The sequence below is a fragment of the Sphingobacterium gobiense genome, from assembly GCF_002980575.1.
In the GTDB taxonomy this organism is placed as follows: Bacteria; Bacteroidota; Bacteroidia; order Sphingobacteriales; family Sphingobacteriaceae; genus Sphingobacterium; species Sphingobacterium gobiense.
The window spans coordinates 2,004,376-2,025,297 of sequence record NZ_PVBS01000001.1 but is presented as its reverse complement, the minus strand read 5'-3'; the positions used below and the strand labels follow the sequence as shown (position 1 = coordinate 2,025,297).

The following is a 20,922-nucleotide window of genomic DNA, read 5'->3' as shown; positions in this document are numbered from 1 at the left end:
TATTTATTCATCTTCGCGCTTTTTACGTTCATTCCACAGCCATAATTTTCTCCAAAATTCGGATAACGAATTGAATTCTTGTCGGTAAACGACACCTACCGCACTGATGTAGTCGCTATAGGGTGTAAATAAGAAATTTCGGGTGTTAAGCCTATTGTATGCTCTTAATACGAGGTTTCCGTCCTGGCGTAAGCGGAATGTTACCTCCGCATCGGTGGCTATCTGGTCTGAGAAGAGTGTGAGGTCATTGAGCTGGCTTTGACTGCGATCGGTAACCCCTCCCGTAAATACCAGACGGTCATCGAAAAAACGTAGAGAAGCAGAAGCATCGTTAAACGACCGTATATTGAGATCCAGAAAGTTCATGTTGAGCGAGTGGGAGATGATGCTGTTCAGCTGATTGAACGCAATCTCGGTTCCGGCCGATAACAATGTATTGTTCACTTCTCGTCCAAACTCTTGTGTCGATGCCGGCGTGAAGCTTCTACGAACAATAAGACTGATGGCTTGTTGATTGACGTTGTTGATGTCACTCAAATAGCCCTGAAGCTCATCTTTAATATACGGTGTCTGTGGGAAATTAAGATCGAACGAAACGTCTGGCTGTGATAAAGTGCCTTTTAGTATCATGTCGGCTTGCGCCAAGATGCGGTCATTGTTTTCGGCTCGACCAGCCGCATTATATAAAGGTGCAATCGACGTCCGTTGCTGATAGGTTGCGCTCAGATTGATGATTGCTTCTGCTGGATTGCCTGCCCATCGAATGGTTCCGCCTTCTTTTAGATCAAAGAACTTGTTAAAAAAATCTTGGGCGGTAAAATGGAATTTTCCGGAAATGATATGGTAATCACCAAACATCTCAAAGTCACCCAAACTCGATATACGTAGCGAAATATCGCCCGTGCCAACGCCTGTTAAGGAACCAATGTTGTTTTCCAAATTAATTTCAGCATCCGGTGTAACCGTAATATTCATATTCATGGTTAAACCCTGAAAAAGCCGTTTAGAGATAGGTGTTTCCTGTTCAGCGGAATTCGGATTGACAAAATAGATGAAGTCGTTATCGCTTACTTTCAACGACGTATTAAAAGGAAGGGTAATAACGGTATTGGGATCTGGACGTGCGTCAATATCCATGACCATCGCGCTGGTTGGACCGTTAAAACGGAAAGTACCTGAGGCGTAGGCCGTGCCGAAAAACAGTTCATTATCTTTTCGGGCCGTATTTAGGATCTGGAAGTTATCCGCTGTTACATCGATGGTCAATGTTGGGTCACGCAGCATATTGAGATTGATTTCTCCGTTTGCGCTCGCGGTGGCATTTCGAATATCATTTAATAACAAATTGTCTAAAATGATTGTATTCTGTTGGATGACGGAATGTTGATCGGAAATATGGTATCTAGTTTGTAAATAGTTAACAAGAAATGACGCGTCCTTGATATGGGTTGTTCCACTGATTTTTGGTTGCCGGATCGTACCGTTTATCGTCACCTCGCCACTCATGGTTCCATATAAATTGGAAACAAGTGTCCGTAGGAAAGGTTGCACAATACCAAGGTCTATATTTTTGACGGCTCCTTTTAGATGTAGCGCTTCATCTTCGGAATTAACGTCATATGAACCACTAACCGTAATGCCGTCGCCGTCTACATCCAATAATTGGGAACGGAGTTGTATGAGCCCGGTCTGCGGATCAAAATTAGCATTCACCTGTAGATTCCCTATAGGGAGGTCGTTGTAAATAATTGGGGTAGTTGAAATGTTTGCGGACAGCGTCGGTGAGCCAAAAACCGAATAGATTTGCATCTCCCCACTTAGGTGTCCAATTAAGTCAATGCCTAACGGCCGCGTAATTCCCGATAATGAGGCCAAGCTAAAGTCTTTAAATGCAATATCAAGCTTGTCGTCTTCATTGGAAAGGATCCCATTTAGAGTTACCTCTTGACGGTCTTTAGCAATACGCATGTTGTTTAGATAAAACTTGCCTTTGGAGACACGGAGATCTGCGTCTTTATTTATCGCCCATGATTCGTTGTTTAAAATAATTTCCGACTGCTCAAAACGGATATTGGCCGGTTGATTATGGGCGAAATGTATATTACCATTTAATTTAAGATAGTTTGGACGGTTTGATTCCGAAAGAGAGACATGAAAGGTCAAGCTGTCATTTGCCAATACGTTGTTGATGGCAATTTGGTCCACGTAGGCAGAGTCAGAGAAACTAAAGCGGTCGGCCGTTACATCTAAAGAAAACGCTTGGTTGTCGGCTTTTTCCGTAAGGGAGAGATTGGTGATTTTCATGCCCTTGTAGGAAACTACGGGACTAAAAGCGTCAAAGTTTGCGGTATAGTTATCGGATGAAAAATTTGCTGTTAAATGCGCACCATTTTCCAGTTCCAAGTCGGGGTCGAATAATGCGGATATGGGAGCAAAGGTTTTCACGTTGATATGTAGATCGAAGTTTTGAGGATTATAAGGTCGGCTTTCGAGATTGATTGCAGGAGCATACCGCATAGCAAGAGAGCGAAAATAGGCACCTATACTGGATAAATCGATTTGCCCCGACATCACGCCATCGACGACATCGGATTTAAGGGTCAACTTTTTAGATTGCTCGTCTCCTTCTGATTCAAAATCTAAATAGTTCATCATAAAATCGCCTCTTGTTGTGCTAAACTGTAGATGGTCAGCGGTAATATGACCATTTAAAGAATTCAACGAGTTTCCATGTAGCCTTGTCTGGATATTGGATTGACTAACGACGATACTATCTCTAGAATAGAGGTGCAATCTTTTTAGGTCTAGGTGCGCTATCGTAGAATTAAATTCGTACATCGGGATGGAATCTTGCCAATTAACCTCCCCGTTAAAGGCCAAAACAGCGTTTCGATCATCAATCTCGCCATGTGCAAATAAAATACCGTCCAGTATCTCGCCTTCAAATTCCACGTGTCGATAAGGGTAATTTTTGAATTGAAGATCGGACAAATGACCGTGTGTGGTTAAATGTAATGATTTTGCATCTGTTCCTTTACCATCATATTGAAGGTCGAATCCCGTCGCCCCGATTTCTTTGGAACGTATGAACGTTCCTAAGTCAAAGGAAGTTGCTGTGACGGTACCAGTATATTGCAATGTGGGTTTTATGACGACGGTACTTTCGGTAGAAAGTGCGCCTAGGGCTGTTGTGGCCCTTCCATTGACATCAAATAGATAATAATATCCGCTAAGTATGCCTTGATATCCCACCGTTTCCAAAAGGTGAAGTTGGTCCGGTAAAGAAAATGAAGATTGATTGGATAGTGCGGATACCAGCTCCTCGGCATCTTTTGCTGAGGTTTGAAAATTTGCCAAGGCAAATCGAAATCTCGTTTGCTCAATATTGGGTAAACCATCGATGGTAAAGTCCCCTTGCAAACTGGTTTGCATCCCTGTCTTTAAGTGCACGTCGCGTGCCTTTAGGTGTTCGACTGTTCCAGATACCGATGCTTGAACCACATCTGTCGTGAATCGAACATTTTCCATATCAGGTGCGAAAAATTCAATATCGCGCGAATCCACGAATGCATCATTGAGTGCGCCTTCAATGCTTACTTTTTTGATGAAATCCGAGAAGTCTGCAAAACTATCGTAATAGAAAGCGAGGTAGTCGCCTACTTTGGAGCGATTGGTGTGCAACACGAGATCGATAAATTCCATTTTCGTGTTGGATATATAAGATTGCGCGCTGAATTCTTGGAGGTACAATCCACTTTTTTCTTTGAATGTAAAATCCTGAACATCTGCTTGTATGGTTGTATCTGTATAACGGATGGTTCTAAAGTCACCCGAAATATCCGTTAAATCCAGATTACTAAAATCAACACCGCGGTTATGGTGATTAAAACGATGATCGGTTAGTTTAAAATGGTTGCCGTGCAGGGTGACCCGTTGCAAATCCAATTGCATTTTGGTTGATTTCGAAATTTGGTCCTCCCTCTTTGGTGAGAAATAATTAATCAGGAAACTAACATTAGTGCTGTCCTTATATATTTCGTAGTTAATAAAGGCGCTGTCCAATGTGATATGTTGAATCCCGATCTGCTTGTTCCATAATTTTACCAGGGAAATGCGGGCAGTTGCACTTTTGGCTGATAACAAGGTTTTACCATTACGATCGTTGATGAAAAAATTATGCAGCTCCAACGAGCGAAAGGGTGTGAAATACACGCTTTCTAACGAAATGTCCGTTTGAAGCTCTTCACTTAAGTAGTTTGCGACCTTTTTCGTAACGTAAGTTTGTATAGCAGGATAGCGTAATAAGAAAATAGCCAATACCGTTAGCAACATGATGCTAAGCAAGGTAATCGCCGTTATTTTAAGTATTTTTTTGATATTTTTGTGTTCTATTTAAATATTCTACAATGGCTGTTATCCTCGGTATCGAGTCTTCCTGTGATGAAACTTCCGCCGCTATCTGTATAGACGGTGAAATTAAATCAAATATTATTGCTGGTCAAGCAATTCATGCAAAATATGGAGGTGTGGTACCCGAATTAGCATCACGTGCACATCAACTACATATCATCCCGACGGTGGATGAAGCCATTCAACAGGCAAAAATACATAAAAATGATGTGGATGCGGTAGCTTTTACACGAGGCCCCGGACTTTTAGGGTCACTTTTAGTCGGGACGTCTTTCGCTAAATCGTTTGCGCTGGCTCGTCAGATTCCACTGATTGAAGTCAATCACATGCAAGCACATATCCTTGCTCATTTTATAGAGGAACCGAAACCCAGTTTTCCCTTTCTTTGTCTTACCGTATCAGGCGGACATACGCAGATTGTCTTGGTGAAAAACTATTTTGAAATGGAGCTCCTTGGGCAGACGCTCGATGATGCAGCCGGAGAAGCCTTCGACAAAACAGCTAAAATATTGAACTTACCGTATCCCGGAGGACCGTTAATCGATAAATATGCACAGGAGGGAAATCCAGACGCATATAAATTGCCCGAACCGCAGATTTCCGGATTGAATTTCAGTTTTTCAGGTCTCAAAACCGCCATTTTATATATGGTACAGGCCGAAGAAAAGAAGAATTCCAATTTTTTAATGGAAAATATAACTGATGTATGTGCTTCAGTACAACAGCGTATCGTTTCGATTTTATTGAATAAGCTAAAGAAAGCAACGAAACAAACTGGCGTACGGGATATAGCGATTGCAGGAGGGGTATCTGCCAATTCAGGGCTTCGTCAAGGCTTGTTAGCCATGGGAAAACAACACCATTGGAACGTATTCATTCCCAAATTTGAATACTGTACTGACAACGCCGCTATGATTGCTATCGCGGGATATCATAAATATCTGCGCAAAGAATTTGTCGGTCAAGATATCGCACCTTTGGCACGGATGCATGTTTAGCGTTACAAAATAAATTATGGAATTTTTTATTTGTTGTCATCCTAAAAGAAAAGATGTAAACCTTAACACTTTTCGTTATGTGGAACAACAAATTAGATATTTATGAGAAAGAATGGCTGGACGTTGTTTTTTCTTCCCGGAACCAAGCGTATGGTGCGTACGAATTAAGACGCTATGCTGCGACAGCTACGAATAAGGCATTGTTTACAGTTATGCTCGCTGTTGCCTTACTGGTAGGTGGAAAATATGCTTACGACCGAATGCCAGGTAATACCTCGGCTCCAATGATTGAAAACCATACGCCCGTCACAATTGAACAATTGGCAATTCCCGAAACGCCGAAAGAAGAGGAAGTGATTCTTCCTGCAGAACAACCTATCCAAAAGATTGCACAAGACCCACCTGCGCAGGAACTGATCCGTTTTGTAGAACCTGTCGTAACAGATCGTAATAGAGCCGTCGAAGATGTGGCTTCGCAAGATGATCTAAAAGATAAGGTCAGTGCCCGACTTACGCTTAAACCAGTAAACGGTGGTTCTTTTGTTGCAAAAGGAGAATTTGGTCCGACAAAAGAACTAGGAAACATCACCGGAACAGCTACAGGTGATCCTGATGGTGGCGCGTTAAATAATGGGGAGCCCTTTGTGTCGGTGCAGGTGATGCCAGAACCCATGGGCGGTATGGCTGCATTTGTCAATTGGGTAGGAAAGAACTACACATATCCCGATAGAGCGTTGGAACAAGGGATTAAAGGGAGTGTAATCGCGACGTTTGTCGTGGAAACAGATGGCTCTCTAACGGATATTACGATTTTGAGGGATATCGGTTTCGGTACAGGAGATGAGGCTATCCGCGTGTTGAAAAAAGCAGCAAAATGGAAACCGGGCGTTCAAAATGGACGCCATGTTCGGGTAAAATATACATTACCTATTAAATTGAGTACGTTCTAACGATACATAAGGTGCTGTTTTTATCTGATATGCTGCAGGTCGTGAAAAATACTTAAATCTCGCTGCTCGTAATTTGTGGTATTTTTATTGCTAGTACTTTGGGATCGTGTCAATATCATGCTACTAAAAATTAATAAAAATATGAGCGTAAAGAAAAAAGACAATTCAAGATGGTTACACGTTGCTATCTCTTGGGGAGCTAGTATCGTTATTGTTGGTGTTCTGTTTAAAATACTTTATATAGGAGGCTCGTTTGCCAACTATATGATCGGTATTGGTTTGGCAGTGGAAGCCTTTCTGTTTTTCTTGATGGGGTTCAATCCACCTCCAAAAGAGCCCGCATGGGAGAGGGTATATCCTGAGTTGGATGAGAATTACGCTGGAGAGTTGCCGCAACGGTCTTTTGCTGAGAAAAATCAAGTGGCGGGACCGTCAGCTACAGCTACATTAGATAAAATGTTTGCCGACGCGAAGATAGAGCCTGTTATGATTGAAAATCTAGGAAGAGGCCTGCGTGATTTCAGTGATAAAGTTTCGGCTATCAACCAAATATCAGATGTGTCGTTCGCAGCAAATGAGTTTACGGAAAAGTTAAAGCATGCGAGTTCAAAATTTGATAATCTCAGCATAGCTTTTGACAAAGCATCGGCTAATCTCGTAGCCATGTCCAATAGTAATATGGATACCGCCGGTTATCACCAGCAGGTACAGAATCTCACAAACAACCTGAAATCGTTGAACGAGATGTACGAGCGGGAATTACGTGATTCGGCATCCCATCTGCAATCCATGAATCAATTCTATGAAAGCTTAAGTTATACGATGAAAAACTTCAATGAATCCCTAGATGACTCGAAGGTATTTAAGGAAGAAGTGAACAAGTTGGCTAAGAACCTGGCTGCTTTGAATACCGTGTATGGCGGTATGTTGACGGCGATGAATCAGCCACGTGTGTAGGGTAATCATTTTATAACAAAAAAGGAAAAGAATGGCTTACGGAAGAGAGACTCCAAGGCAACGCATGATCAATATTTTATATTTGGTATTGCTAGCCTTACTCGCATTAAATGTACCAAACTCGATATTAGATGCTTTTAAGAACATCAACGACAGTCTGGAAGCTTCTAAAACGAATGTCGACAATTCTGTCGAACAGCTGTTTGCTGCATTTGAGAGTACAAAACTAAAAGAAGAACCGGAACGGGCGAAACCGATCTATGAACAAGCTAAACAGGCTCGTGCTGTTGTCGATGAACTGGATCAATACATTTATGAATTGAAACATGAGTTCGAGAAACAAGGTGGCGGATACGACGACGATACAGGTGACCTAGTTCGTCGCGAAAACGCCGATATAGCACCTCATCTCATGATTAATGGTAAAAGAGGGGCAGCGTTAAAGGAGAAGATAAATAGTACCCGTGAAAAACTATTGTCGCTATTGAATGAAGATGACCGAAAATCTGTTTCGTTTTCTTTGGAAGCACAAGATCCAGAAAAGGCTGTGAATGGCAAAAGGAAATGGGAAGAAGTTAACTTTGGAAGTGGAACACCCTTGACAGCTGCCATGACCACACTAACCAAAATACAAGTTGATGCGCAGAATGCGGAATCGGACGTCGTGAAGCTTATTTTGGGCAAAATGGATCAAGCGGTTGTGAATTTAGACAAGTTCGCAGCAGTAGCGGTTGCACCAACATCCTATTTGATTCAAGGACAGCCTTACACTGCGGAGGTTTTTCTAACGGCGTCTGATTCCAAATCACAACCAACCATTACGGTCAATGGAGCACCATTGAACGTCGTGGACGGAAAGGGCGTGTATACTGTTCCGACGAATCGGGAAGGTGTTTTTAAGTGGTCTGGGGTGATTAACGTTAAACAGACGGACGGAACCGTAAAAGAATATCACACACCCGAACAAACCTATCAAGTTGCCAGACCTTCAGCTGTTGTCTCACCGGATAAAATGAATGTGCTTTATATCGGTGTCAACAACCCGCTGTCTGTCTCTGCTCCTGGTACACCGACGGATAAAATTCGGGTAAGCCTGAATGGTGGCGGTGGTAGGCTTTCCGGTTCTGGTGGCAAATATAATGCTACGGTTAGTTCGCCTGGTACAGCAACGGTTTCTGTTTCGGCGGAAGTAGCGCCAGGCAAAGTGCAAACGTTGAGCACTACGGAATTTAGAGTAAAAAGAATACCAGACCCGATTGCTAAGTTCGGAGGAAAAACCGGAGGAAATATGGCAACGGTGGCGCTGAAGGCTCAAAACGCTGTGTTTGCAACGTTGGATAACTTTGATTTTGATGCTAAATTTAAGGTCACTAAATTCAGTATGATCATCGCCAAACCAAGGGCAGATGCTATCGTCCTTTCTACGAATGGGGGAACGTTAAGCTCCAGTATGAAAACAGCGCTCAACGGAATTGTTCCAGGCACCAGAGTGATATTTGATAATATTATCGCGGTGGGACCTGACGGATCGCCAAGACAATTGAATGCTGTTGCATTAACAGCGAACTAGTAGGGAATTACAGTTAATAAAAAATGCCACTCGAACATGAGTGGCATTTTTTTTTCGTTATATTAGTATAATACTAACGCTTACTCTAGTTCTTCCGTTTCTTCTATTGGTTGTTGTTCTGTACTTTGATTTTCTTCTTGCACTTCGGTTTCCGTTCCATTTGCTTCCATGGCTTCTTGAGATGTTGTGGTTGTTGTGCCAGAGGAATTGCTGGTAGACGGTGTGTTATTTTGTCGCTGCACCGGCGGTTGGTAATTTTCAAGTTCTTCGGCGTTAACGCCTTTTGGAGTGGACCAAAGTTTTTCTTTATACGCTTCCAATTTGTCTTCGATCTGTTGGGCTTCTTGCAACTGCTGTAGTGCGTTTTCCGCATATTGTGCATCTTGGCGCATAGCGCTAGGCGATGATTCACGGATAATGGTGCTGGCAAACTTGCGTTGAACAAACAAGTCGTCCATGCTCATATCATAAAGACCTCTATCTGGGTCGGAGACATCCACCTTAACAAGCGTATAGCGCAATTGCGGGAAGTATAGCCAGAATGCGGGTGTTGATCCCACCGATTCTGCAAGCTCTGCAGAAGAAGAAATATCCATTAACGGTGCCACACCGATAATACGCGTTTCTAGACGACCGCGCTGCTTATCGAAGAAAATATCCTCTTTAATTCTAAATTTAGTAACACGCTCAGGGTTAAACTCATTCAAGGCCATCTGTGCATCGATCTGATTTCCCTCCTCGTCAAAAATCGGAACCAACACACTATCGGCGAAACGTGCGACACCCTCGCTGGCGGTCATTTTTGTTTTGAAGGAATCGTCTTCTGGACTGTAAGGTGTTAATTTTCCCTCATTCATTCCTTTCATGATCGCTTCAATTAAGGACGCACCCGGGATAGCATAAATATAATTCTCCTCGTTAGATAAATCGATATCTCTCCATACCCGTTTGTAAAAGCGGATATTTTTCATGTTCACTTTCGGATAGGAAAACGGAACCGCGTCTTCCAGATTACTTGCTTGATAGAAACCGTCCGTTACTGGAATGGTATCCATTAATATATCCTGATTCGCCGTATCATATAAGGGAGTCTGTTGTCCGTTTCCTAAGAAGACATCCTGTGTGAGCGTATCCAATGTCGTGGTGTCCCGCTGCGGCGAAATATCAACTTCTTGTTGTGCTATCGCATAGTTAAACCCGCATATTAACACGATTGTGATTAGTGCTTTCATTTCTGCTAAATTTCTTATAATTCTACACTCCATCTTTTAATATCTCCTTGTTTTACTTTGATCTGTTGGCATTTCAAAAGCGGACATTACACAGCGGAACCCGATATAGGAATGAGGTTCATATTCGACGACATAATTACGTGTTTCGCTATTTAACTGTTCACCGTTATCTTTCCACGAACCACCTCTTACCACTTTTCTTTTAAGAGCGTCACTGTCACTTTCATTAGCATCATATAACAGAACTGGATTCAAGTCATTGACGAAAGCGATAGCAGAAGGGCTATAGGCGTCGAGTGTCCATTCGGCAACGTTTCCAGCCATATTGTAAATGCCGAATGCATTCGGTGTATACGACTTAGCCGGTACCGTAAAGGTTGCTCCATCTTGCGAATACGTTCCTTCTCCCTGTTTGTAGTTGACGGCTAGTTTCTTTTTACCTTCTTTTCCGTCAATCGTCAATCGAGTTCCTGATATGGTATCACGCGGATCCAACTTCCCCTCCGCGGCATATTGCCACTGCGCTTCGGTCGGTAAACTGAATGTAAGGTGATAGCCGCTCAGATAAGAATTTTTCATAATGCTTGCCATCAATTCTTTTCCCCGCCAGTCGGTATAGGCACGCGCCTGTTTCCAGGTGACGCCAACCACAGGGTAATAATCAAACGACTCATGGGTAAAGTAATTGGCATCCATAGAGGCTAGCTGTGCATTCGGGAAATCTTTTGACCAAATATCCTCTATAGGCATCACTGGAACGGTATCGGTAACATACTCCGTTTCTTCGCGCCCATTTGATTTTAAATACGAAAAGCGATATTTAACAATTTCTTCGTTTAACGCTCTACGTGCTCCCTTCATAATCACCATCGGCGCCAATCGTTCTTGGATGGAGGGATCATTGCTTTTCCATAAAGGAGAAACACGTTTTACCCGTTTCCAATCAATTCGGCGTTGACCGTCTTCACCGACAATATCTAAAAAGTATTGGTCATCGTTTAGATAATCTGTCACGGCGACAGAATCCGCTACCCAGTTTACAAACTGACGGTACTGCTTGTTGGTTACTTCCGTTTCGTCTATGAAAAATGCGCTCAGACTAATGTTCTTGCCTACATTTCCACTGTCCAATGAACTCTTGTAGAGAATGGTTCCTGATGGAACATAAACCATGCCAGGAGGAGCGGGAAGTTTACCGCCTCTAAAAGCGGATACTTTTGGCGCGCTATAAAAATTGTTCGATTTACAAGCTGCTACAACTATTAGGGATGTTAACAAAGCGATAACAATAGTTCGAGGCTGGGATAATCTGTGTCTCAAATTCTTCTTATTCATTATTTATAAGCTATGGATGTTCGATATTAATTACGGTTAAACAAGGCTAATTTTACACCTACAGAAAGATAGGAATACTGATCCATCTTGCTATTAATAACACCATCAACGTTATCTTTGGGAAGCAGAGATTGCTGATAATTGATGTTTATTGCCCAACGCGGACCGTATAGTGTGCGTCCGATAGGTATGTCTAGTCCTATGTTGAGCGGGATAGCCAATTGATGGGAGTTTAAATCTTCTGAAATTTCTCCACCGACATTTTCGATAGATGTCCGGTAACTAGGATCTATGCGGTGGTCAATACTATTTTTCATGACTCCCACACCGGCGCCTATATAGATGTTGGCAAGTATCTTGCTGAATGTACTGGCCCCTAGTGTATAATAACTGTAGTTAGGTGGAAGGGATAAAAACTGGCCAAGTCTAACTTTCGCATTGGCATTAATGGCGTGATAACGGTTCTCAAAATCACTGTTCCATCCATAAGCGCTTAACACCCCTTTTTCTCCTTTAACCCCAATGGAAATAAAAGGGGTTATTAATCCTTCTGCTTCTACGTATCCCGCAAATCGCGTATCCGTATTTCCTAAATCAGCCCAAACCATTGTACCACCTGCTCCTGCACCGACACTTATGGGACGCGAAAATTGAGCGAAGACGTCCTGTGTCGAGAAAAAAACGAATAAAATAAAAGCGGAAAATATACCTTTTTTCATATTTGTGTATTAAATTATTAACGCATTACATTAAAAACCGGATAACGAAAGCAATTATCTTGCCTTAATTTTTATATGGAGCTTTTTTTATTGGGAGTAATAAATGCAAAACGCAGATATTTACTTTTAGTAATCTATCTGCGTCAATAATCAGAAGCCGGAATAGCCGATTATCTTTTTTGAATTAATTTAATTTTCCGGGAAGTGTTAGGTATAGGGTACCGGCCCTGTTTATCTTTTTGAACACCATCTACTATATACGCATTTTCACCTTCGATGTTTAACAACACATGAGGGACAATATCAACGGAATCGCCGCTTATTGTTAGTTCGATCTCTTTCGTACTGGGATAATAGGTTAATGATGAAATTTCTCCGGCGTCCGTTGTCAGCCAGAGTTTTTCTTCGGCGAGAAATAAACGTGCCCTGGATGCAGATGTGAGTGTCACTTGAACAGTATTTTTTGTTTCCGTGAGGTTTCCGCTGAAAGAAAGCCATCCAAATTCAGGGTGTTTGATAATATAAGTGCCCGAATTAACTGCGTAGCCGTAAAAGCCGGTGCCATAATCGCCACTTATCCCATCGTTTGCTAATGTCGATGGGTACGAGTGAAACGCTGCCGGGCCGAATCCGTCTTCCGTAACATTGGCTAAAGCGCCCATCGTTCCTGCGTGTCCGACACGTAGTAAATAGAAATCCTCGGGGTTACTTCTGTATGCAGTCAACACGGGAATAGCATTTAGTGCCGAACCATAATGGTGTAACTGCCGTTCGATGCGGGAAAGTTTGCCGCCATATACAAAATCCCAATACCGTTTGGCACTGCCGTTATACCCCCAATGCGGGACGGTAGGCATATAGGCTAAAATAGCATGCAGTGTCGTCTGCGCTTTATCGTCGAACCCGAAATAACGTGACCATAAGTAGACTTCTTCCTGACCTGTAGAATCCCATGGCATTTCACTACCGAATGGATAGTTCAAGGATTTCCAATGTAAGGCGCGTTCTTTCATGATTTCTTCAAGCCTCTCCGCAGATTCGTGCAGACCTTCTTTTTTCAAGTCTGTCAAGATAATCAAAAAGATACTTCCCTCCATTTGTCCGAATTGGGCATAGTGAGGTGCTTTTTCCACCATTGCCAACGCGGTGTGATAAGCACGGTCGAGATAGGTTTCCCAGTTTTCGTCCGACACGAGTTTGTTATAGTTCCTCGCTAAACGATACAGTACCCAATGGGCGGCAGCTACGTGGGGGTAGTTGTATGATCGCCCTATGTTATTCGCTTCTTTTTTGGGCCAAGCCGACCAGGTGTTCCAATTGATACTATCACTGTATGTCCCTTCCGGCATAGAATCAGGTTCATAATAAAATAGACTCTTTACAACACCATATTTGTCTTTACCTTCTTTGTGTTGTATTCTGCCAAACATGGTTTCGTTCGCGAAGCGCTGGATTTTATTAATTTCGACAGGATTTGGTATCAATATCTGCTTCATAATGGCAGCGAGCCAGCTCGCAGCCCCTGCCTCGTCACTTAGTCCTGCGTACCAAGCTCGTTGCTCTTGTGTGATCTGTGACTGGGTTTCATAATCATAACTGATAATGGAGGGGGATCGTTTGAAAGGGTCGTTGGGGTTTTCATACCATTGCTTAGTGGTTAGGAAGTGGCCCAAATCGCTGACTACTTGTTGCTCCGGTTTGATCACCTTATAATGTATAGTTTGAACCAGGCCATCCGTGTAAGTCACGGTAAGACGCGCTCTACCCCATGTCTGACCGACTATGTTGTAGCTGGCCCATTTGTTGGACGTAGTAGCTGCTGGCCGTATAGACAAAGCACCCGATGGGTAAACCTCCATATGCTTTACCTTCCGGTGGTATTTTAGAAACAATTTCGCTTGATTGTTTTGTGGCAGCACATAGCCCGGTGCGCCCACTGCTACTGGACGTTGTTGGCGCACAAGCTCTTCTTCAATTTGTTTGATGCTGGGCGCCAAAATAAAACGAAGCGCATACGTTTTGGATTGACCGGGCTTTAGGACAGCTGATGTCGGGTTATTCCATTGTTCGACACCTTTCCATTCAGTTTCTGCGTGAGCTTTGCTATGCACCATCCATTCATGGAAACCTTCGAATGTAATGCTACGAGGGGTAGGATCGCTATTTAACGGATTGTATGCCTCAAATGATGCATTCTCTTGCGGAAGAACTAAGAGACTTGGGCCGTCACCATGTAATCTGTTCACTTGTAAGTAACCAGCCCCCATACCTATATAAGGATCGAAAAAAACATTATCAGCATGAGCGCTATCCAGCGTTTTCCAATCTAAATTGTTGTTGAAAATCATGGGGATGCCGAGACTTCCCATTTCAAAGGATTGATTGGTATTGTTCTCTATAACGAAACGTAAACTCAGATTACCGTTGATGTTGTCCCAATAGCGGTATACTTTTAACGGGATATTATTCAATGTAGGGGTGATGTCGGCCGCTGCAAGCGTATTCTGAGTGCCCTTCAGCGGAACGACCGGACGGCGTTTTTCTGCTGAAGAATAATGCTGCCAGCTAAGCTCGCCGACAGGACGTATGGAAAGATTGATATCTCCTAAATGAAAAAACTTATCACGGTCCCGTTTGGTCAATAGCTCGTCCGGTGTGTAATCAAAAAGCTGGTCGTCTTTCAGTTTCAAAGACGCTATGGTTTGAGATGCGTGCAATATACCAACCTTTAACTGGGGTAATATAAAGCTGGTGGTGCCCTGCTCTACACCAAGGGTTGGCGATGTTTCCTTAACTTTTTCCCAAAATGGATTTTGTGCATTTACGAATTGTTGTGTACAGGTAAACAAGGAAAGGAATAATACGTTTAACCTTAAAACTTTTTTTATACGTGTCATTTGATAAGATGTATAATTGCAAAAAAAATCTTGATAGATACGATGGGTTAAAGATAAAGTAGTTAATGACAAAAAAATTAGTGAATTTTAACCAAAACAATCCATATTTTCACCACATGCTTCCGCCGTCTTGGTAATATTAAGTTAATATTGTAACTTTCATTCGTAGTTAAGTCAAATCGGTATAATTAAAGAGTATTGAACGATAAACCTAATTTGTCATGAGAATGATCCAGTTTAATGTACCTTTTCCTAAGGATAAATCGCTTTACGTCCAAGAGGACAAACTTCAGGATTTTTATCCTTATTTTCACCAACATGAGGAATATCAGTTTATGTGGGTTATTAGAGGTAGAGGTACGTTGTTTGTTTCGGATAGCTTCCATTCCTTTAAGGAAGATGATATTTTTCTTCTTGGCTCAAATCAACCCCATGTTTTCAAAAGCGACGAGATGGCAGGAACTCGCGATGTGGAGTGCGTTTCGGTTTTCTTTAATTTAAAAGGTGTACTTTCTAGTTTGTCTAATATGCCGGAGCTCGGTGGATTATTAGCATTTGTCTTGCGGAGTGCAAATGGTTTTCAAGTGCCAGAAGAATATAAAGCAAGGGTGAAAAGAAGAATTTCCGTGTTGAGGAAATCGAATATGATGGAACGCTTAATAAGCTTTTTTCTTTTATTAAAGGAATTAAGTGCGGTTTCTGAAGAACTTAAACCACTTTCCGTGTCCAGTGTCCCGGATAAAGGAGATGGAACACTTCGGATAAATGAAATATGCCGATATGTTAAAGACAATTTCCGACGAGCCGTTACGCTTGAAGAAGTGGCCGATCACGCCAATCTAACGCCACAAGCGTTTTGTCGTTATTTTAAGAAGCATACCGGATTGACCTTCGTAAGTTATATCAATGAGCTTCGCATCCAGGAAGCCTGCCAGCTGATCACATCCGAACGATATGAGAGTGTGAGTTTGGTGGCCTATAATGCGGGTTTCAATAGTATTACTAATTTTAATCGTGTCTTTCGTTCCGTAACCGGTTTTTCTCCCAAGGAATATTATGGACGATACAAAAAGAACGTTCACTAACAATTGTGTTAAAATTTGGCAAGAGTTGATTAAAACACGGGTAGCATTTTACTTCAATTGGTTATAGTTTTGATGGAAACAAAAAAATGATATGGCTAATTTAAATTGGAGTGGAATTTTTCCTGCTATGTTAACACCGTTTCATGAAAATGGTGAACTAAATTTTGAAATGCTTTCTGTTAATATCGAAGCTCAACTGGAGGCCAACATAGAGGGTTTAATCTTGGCGGGATCTCTGGGGGAAGCAAGCGTGTTAACCACCGAAGAAAAATTTGAACTGCTTACCTATGCACTGAAAATGGTACAAGGAAGATGCTCGGTTCTTCTCAACCTTACAGAGAACACAACAAAAAATGCAGTTGAATTTGCGAAGCGTGCAGAAGAATTAGGTGCAGATGGCTTGATGGTGCTGCCGCCCATGCGATACCGTGCTGACGACAGAGAAGTGGTAGCTTGGTTTCGCACGATAGCGCAAAGCACCAAGTTGCCTATTTTGATTTACAATAATCCAGTTGATTACGGTACCTATATAACAATAGACATGTTTGAAGAATTGCTTCAAGAGCCTAATATTGAAGCCGTGAAGGAATCGACTCGTGATCTAACAAACATCACTAGACTGCGGAACCGTTTTGGAGATCGTCTGAAGATTTTGGCAGGTGTTGATACGATTTTTCTAGAATCATTGGTGGTTGGCGCTGATGGTGTCGTGGGAGGGCTTGTTGATGCTTTTCCAAAAGAAACATACGCGATTTACGATGCGGTTAAAAGAGGAGACTTGCAAATGGCGGTGGAAATCTATCAATGGTTTATGCCATTGCTGGAACTTGATATTCAACCGAAATTGGTGCAATACATTAAGCTATCTGCAACCAAGGTAGGATTATCCACACCCTATACGCGGGCACCACGTTTACCATTGGTCGGCAAAGAACAAGAGAGAATAAACAAAATAATTGATGATGCTTTGGCATCAAGACCTCAAATTTGATTTTTATGCATATTGAAACGTCCAGTGAACATATCCAAGCTATTGGAAACGATTCATTAGCTGGGTACCAATATCTACAGCGTATTTCTTTAACAGAGCGTGCGGCTTTGATGCACGCCATTGCAGATGAAATAGATGCTTTAGATGATGAACTTATTCAAACTGCTCACGAAGAATCTGCATTGCCTGTAGTTCGTTTAACCGGCGAAAAAGCGCGTACTGTAAATCAATGGCGTTCCTACGCGAATGCGGTGAAAATCGGAATTTATGCCGAGGCCCGCATCGACAACGGTGCTGGTGCCGCAAAAGCGGATATTCGCAAATGTAATAAAGGAATAGGACCTGTCGCTGTTTTTGGCGCCAGTAACTTCCCTTTTGCTTTTTCTACTGCAGGAGGAGACACCGCCAGCGCAATAGGCGCGGGATGCTCAGTGGTGTTTAAAGAACATCCGGGACACCCTAAAACATCTCAATTGATGGCAAAAGCAATTGTCAGTGGTCTGACGAAATTCGGAGCGCCGGAAGCGGTGTTTGGTTACGTACAAGGCGGATCCCATGCGGTCGGTGAAGTGTTAGTAAAGCATCCGGCAATTAAAGCCGTTGCTTTTACAGGTTCTTTCCAAGGTGGAAAAGCGCTATATGATATCGGTGCACGTCGGGAAGAGCCAATTCCCGTATTTGCAGAAATGGGAAGTATTAATCCAGTTTTTGCCTTACCTGCTTATTTAAAGGCTAATACGGCAGAATTCGCAGCGCAGTATGTGAGCTCTGTGACCTTAGGCGTAGGGCAATTTTGTACCAATCCAGGCCTGTTATTAGTCATTAAAGACGAGACGTTAGCAGATTTTAAACAGGAATTATCCGCCGCGATTGGGCAGGTTGGAGGTGCAAAGATGCTACATGACGGTATTGCAAAAAACTACACCGAAGCTAAGTCGAAATTGGCGGATCAAATAGGAGTGATACGTGTGGGTGAGGGAGCTGCGCAGGAAAATTGTGCAGTGGCTGCTGTTTATAGTGTTTCTGCTGGCAAATTCTTGGAAAATGATGTTCTTTCAGAAGAAGTTTTTGGCCCTACTGGGCTATTGGTTGAGTGTGAGGATGCAGCAGAAATGGAAGCAGTATTAAAAGCTTTACCCGGCCAATTGACCATGACATTTGCGGCAACCGAAGATGATATAAGGCAACATATACCGTTATTTGATATCGCGCAGGAAAAATGTGGACGTCTGTTATTTGGTGGTATGCCCACGGGAGTTGAGGTTGTCTATGCGATGCATCATGGCGGACCGTTTCCGTCTACTTCTGATAGCCGTTTCACTTCTGTTGGCCCAGACGCTGTGAAACGATTTTTGCGTCCGGTGAGTTACCAAAACTGGCCCAATGAATTTTTACCGCTGGAGCTAAGAGACGAAAATCCCTTGCAAATAGAAAGAGTGGTAGACAATCACTGCACAACAGAGGCACATTAGGTGAATGATCAATGAAGAAGACTTTTTTTTGTATAGACGCGCATACATGTGGTTGCCCTGTTAGACTGATTACCGGCGGCACACCGCTGCTAAACGGAAAGTCCATGATGGACAAGCGTCTGCATTTTATGAGGGAATATGATTGGATACGGAAAGGGCTTATGTTTGAGCCGCGTGGACATGACATGATGAGCGGGAGCATGCTGTACCCGCCGATTGACCCCAAAAATGATATTGGTGTGCTCTATATCGAAACAAGTGGCTGCTTGCCGATGTGCGGACATGGGACGATCGGTACCGTGACGATCGCTATCGAAGAAGGTTTAGTGACGCCAAAAGTACATGGGAAGTTACGCTTAGAAACTCCTGCGGGTCTTATTCTCATTGATTACAAGCAAGTTGGTGAAAAGGTAGTGTCAGTCAAGTTGACGAACGTTAAGTCTTTCTTATACCGTGAAGCGTTGGAGGTGGATTGCCCTGATCTGGGGAAGATACAGGTTGACGTCGCTTATGGGGGCAACTTTTATGGAATTATCGATCCGCAGGAAAACTTTGCAGATATCAGCGCTTTTTCTGCCAGTCAGCTGATTTATTACGGCAAGATTATCCGCCATTTATTGAATGAGAAATATGAGTTCATACATCCCGAGGATAGCCGCATACAGGGCCTCAGCCACATACAATGGACAGGTAAGCCGACGAAATCAGATTCTTCCGGAAGAAATGCTGTATTGGTGGGTGAAAATGCGCTGGACAGATCGCCTTGCGGGACGGGTACTTCTGCCCGGATGGCGCAATGGTACGCTAAAGGAAAGCTTCGGCAGGGAGAGGAATTTATACACGAGAGTTATATCGGTTCGCAGTTCATAGGAAAAATAGAAGAACAGACAGAAGTGGCCTCCAAACCTGCAATCGTACCTTCCATCGAAGGTTGGGCAAAGATTACGGGCTATAACACGATTTTTATAGATGATGACGATCCTTATAAAGAAGGGTTTCAAGTTATATAATATTTACAGAAGATATAAACGTTAAATGTGAAAGCAGAAAATAAAGGGACAGTCATTATTATCGGAGGTGGGATAGCCGGTTTATCTTCAGCTTTTTATTTGGTACAAGACGGTTGGAAAGTAAGCGTTTTGGAACAATATACGCTCGAGAATAATTGTTCTTATGGCAATGCCGGAATGCTTGTGCCAAGTCATTTTACTCCGTTGGCCGCACCAGGTGTCGTAGCGCAGGGGATTCGATGGATGTTTGATAAAAAAAGTCCGTTTTATGTGCGTCCAAGTTTAAGTTGGAACCTGTTGAATTGGGGAATGAATTTTCTAAAGCACGCGAACAAGCGACATGTGGATAGACATGCAGAGGTTTTGCGCGATGCAAATCAGTATAGCAGTGGTCTGTATAATGAATGGGCAAAGATGCCGGGATTCGATTTTGAATTGAAACAAAATGGAATTATCTTACTCTATAAGACGGAAGCGGTACGTCATGAAGAGATCGAGCTCGCGAAACGTGCACAGGATCTACAGCTGGACGTAGACATTCTGGACGCTGAAGCGATACAAGGGCTGGAACCGCATATAAAATTGGATGTGTTAGGTGGAACATTTTATAAATGTGACGGAAAGTTGTATCCGCCAAAACTGATGAAGCAGCTGATTGCTTATCTGAAAGATGCCGGTGTAACATTTCATGAACAGACCGCCGTTACGAAGTTCTTGCTTAGCGGTAAGAAGGTCAAGGAGGTTATTACCACCAAAGGGCATTTTGCTGCCGACGAGGTTGTACTCGCAACTGGGGCGTCTTTGTCCAAAATGGCAGCGAAACTTGGTGTGAAAATGCCGATTATGCCGGGAAAAGGATATTCTTTTATGTACAGGCCATCGGAAAGTCACCGTCTTCAACATGCGGCCTTATTGTTGGAAGCTCGTGTTGCCGTAACACCTATGGATGGCCAAATCCGATTCAGCGGAACGATGGAGTTAGGATCGGCAAACGATAGAATATATAGAAACAGGGTACAAGGAATTGTGGAATCTGTTCCCAAATATTTTCCCGACCTAGACGTGCAATATCCCGAGGATAAAATCTGGTTCGGATATCGGCCATGCTCGCCAGATGGAATACCCTATCTGGGGCGACTCGACAAAGTTTCCAATGTCACGGTAGCCGGAGGGACAGGAATGATGGGAATAAGCTTGGGGCCTGCATTCGGAAAGATCGTGGCCGATACATTGGCGAATCAGCCATCGGAAGTGGAAATCAAGACATTTAAACCAGATAGATTTGATTATTGACAG

Annotated in this window: 14 protein-coding genes; 9 read left to right on the top strand and 5 right to left on the bottom strand. The window is 42.9% G+C overall.

Annotated elements, in window-relative coordinates:
- Positions 1 to 3: 3 nt before the first annotated feature.
- On the bottom strand, positions 4 to 4,368 hold the full coding sequence (locus C5749_RS08970) for a translocation/assembly module TamB domain-containing protein (protein WP_281258058.1): 4,365 nt from the start codon (positions 4,366 to 4,368) through the stop codon (positions 4 to 6).
- Between the two features lie 38 nt (positions 4,369 to 4,406).
- Here C5749_RS08970 and tsaD point away from each other — a divergent pair, with 38 nt between their 5' ends.
- The 4 genes from tsaD (at position 4,407) to porM (ending at position 8,885) form a co-directional block, all read left to right on the top strand.
- Entirely contained in the window at positions 4,407 to 5,408 is a 1,002-nt protein-coding gene (gene tsaD / locus C5749_RS08965; protein ID WP_105724963.1) for a tRNA (adenosine(37)-N6)-threonylcarbamoyltransferase complex transferase subunit TsaD, read from the top strand.
- A gap of 77 nt (positions 5,409 to 5,485) precedes the next feature.
- The gene (locus tag C5749_RS08960; RefSeq protein ID WP_105724961.1) at positions 5,486 to 6,358 is read left to right on the top strand and encodes an energy transducer TonB; all 873 of its coding nucleotides are present in this window, start codon (positions 5,486 to 5,488) and stop codon (positions 6,356 to 6,358) included.
- 141 nt (positions 6,359 to 6,499) lie between these two features.
- The gene (gene porL, locus C5749_RS08955) at positions 6,500 to 7,315 is read left to right on the top strand and encodes a type IX secretion system motor protein PorL/GldL (protein ID WP_105725363.1); all 816 of its coding nucleotides are present in this window, start codon (positions 6,500 to 6,502) and stop codon (positions 7,313 to 7,315) included.
- 31 nt (positions 7,316 to 7,346) lie between these two features.
- Entirely contained in the window at positions 7,347 to 8,885 is a 1,539-nt protein-coding gene (porM, locus tag C5749_RS08950) for a type IX secretion system motor protein PorM/GldM (protein ID WP_105724959.1), read from the top strand.
- Positions 8,886 to 8,965: 80 nt separating this feature from the next.
- Here the strand turns inward: porM and porN are convergent, their stop codons facing one another.
- The 4 genes from porN to C5749_RS08930 form a co-directional block, all read right to left on the bottom strand.
- Positions 8,966 to 10,117 carry a type IX secretion system ring subunit PorN/GldN gene (gene porN, locus C5749_RS08945; RefSeq protein WP_181151318.1) on the bottom strand — a complete coding sequence of 384 codons (1,152 nt, stop codon included), beginning with the start codon at positions 10,115 to 10,117 and terminating at the stop codon, positions 8,966 to 8,968.
- Between the two features lie 36 nt (positions 10,118 to 10,153).
- Complete coding sequence (gene porK, locus C5749_RS08940; RefSeq protein ID WP_105724955.1) at positions 10,154 to 11,452, bottom strand: T9SS ring complex lipoprotein PorK/GldK; 1,299 nt, start codon at positions 11,450 to 11,452, stop codon at positions 10,154 to 10,156.
- Positions 11,453 to 11,478: 26 nt separating this feature from the next.
- Positions 11,479 to 12,171 carry a hypothetical protein gene (locus C5749_RS08935; RefSeq protein WP_105724953.1) on the bottom strand — a complete coding sequence of 231 codons (693 nt, stop codon included), beginning with the start codon at positions 12,169 to 12,171 and terminating at the stop codon, positions 11,479 to 11,481.
- A 170-nt stretch (positions 12,172 to 12,341) separates the two neighbouring features.
- Positions 12,342 to 15,068, bottom strand: coding sequence for a DUF5695 domain-containing protein (locus C5749_RS08930; RefSeq protein ID WP_219847935.1), 2,727 nt, complete (start codon positions 15,066 to 15,068; stop codon positions 12,342 to 12,344).
- A gap of 221 nt (positions 15,069 to 15,289) precedes the next feature.
- Here C5749_RS08930 and C5749_RS08925 point away from each other — a divergent pair, with 221 nt between their 5' ends.
- The 5 genes from C5749_RS08925 (at position 15,290) to C5749_RS08905 (ending at position 20,919) form a co-directional block, all read left to right on the top strand.
- Entirely contained in the window at positions 15,290 to 16,153 is an 864-nt protein-coding gene (locus tag C5749_RS08925) for an AraC family transcriptional regulator (RefSeq protein ID WP_105724951.1), read from the top strand.
- Positions 16,154 to 16,244: 91 nt separating this feature from the next.
- A complete protein-coding gene (locus C5749_RS08920) occupies positions 16,245 to 17,144 on the top strand; it encodes a dihydrodipicolinate synthase family protein (protein WP_105724949.1) in 900 nt (299 codons plus the stop codon).
- 5 nt (positions 17,145 to 17,149) lie between these two features.
- Positions 17,150 to 18,616: an aldehyde dehydrogenase (NADP(+)) gene (locus C5749_RS08915; protein WP_105724947.1), complete on the top strand. Its 1,467-nt coding sequence runs from the start codon at positions 17,150 to 17,152 to the stop codon at positions 18,614 to 18,616.
- Between the two features lie 11 nt (positions 18,617 to 18,627).
- Positions 18,628 to 19,626 carry a 4-hydroxyproline epimerase gene (locus C5749_RS08910; RefSeq protein ID WP_105724945.1) on the top strand — a complete coding sequence of 333 codons (999 nt, stop codon included), beginning with the start codon at positions 18,628 to 18,630 and terminating at the stop codon, positions 19,624 to 19,626.
- 27 nt (positions 19,627 to 19,653) lie between these two features.
- Positions 19,654 to 20,919, top strand: coding sequence for an NAD(P)/FAD-dependent oxidoreductase (locus C5749_RS08905; protein ID WP_105724943.1), 1,266 nt, complete (start codon positions 19,654 to 19,656; stop codon positions 20,917 to 20,919).
- The last annotated feature ends 3 nt before the right edge of the window (positions 20,920 to 20,922 follow it).

Bases quoted from the DNA above. Each gene is read 5' to 3' on its own strand.
- C5749_RS08910 (WP_105724945.1), top strand. From the start codon at position 18,628: ATGAAGAAGACTTTTTTTTGTATAGACGCGCATACATGTGGTTGCCCT.
- C5749_RS08960 (WP_105724961.1), top strand. From the start codon at position 5,486: ATGTGGAACAACAAATTAGATATTTATGAGAAAGAATGGCTGGACGTT.
- porN (WP_181151318.1), bottom strand. From the start codon at position 10,117: ATGAAAGCACTAATCACAATCGTGTTAATATGCGGGTTTAACTATGCG.
- porM (WP_105724959.1), top strand. From the start codon at position 7,347: ATGGCTTACGGAAGAGAGACTCCAAGGCAACGCATGATCAATATTTTA.
- C5749_RS08920 (WP_105724949.1), top strand. From the start codon at position 16,245: ATGGCTAATTTAAATTGGAGTGGAATTTTTCCTGCTATGTTAACACCG.
- C5749_RS08915 (WP_105724947.1), top strand. From the start codon at position 17,150: ATGCATATTGAAACGTCCAGTGAACATATCCAAGCTATTGGAAACGAT.
- C5749_RS08935 (WP_105724953.1), bottom strand. From the start codon at position 12,171: ATGAAAAAAGGTATATTTTCCGCTTTTATTTTATTCGTTTTTTTCTCG.
- porL (WP_105725363.1), top strand. From the start codon at position 6,500: ATGAGCGTAAAGAAAAAAGACAATTCAAGATGGTTACACGTTGCTATC.
- C5749_RS08930 (WP_219847935.1), bottom strand. From the start codon at position 15,068: ATGACACGTATAAAAAAAGTTTTAAGGTTAAACGTATTATTCCTTTCC.
- C5749_RS08925 (WP_105724951.1), top strand. From the start codon at position 15,290: ATGAGAATGATCCAGTTTAATGTACCTTTTCCTAAGGATAAATCGCTT.
- tsaD (WP_105724963.1), top strand. From the start codon at position 4,407: ATGGCTGTTATCCTCGGTATCGAGTCTTCCTGTGATGAAACTTCCGCC.
- porK (WP_105724955.1), bottom strand. From the start codon at position 11,452: ATGAATAAGAAGAATTTGAGACACAGATTATCCCAGCCTCGAACTATT.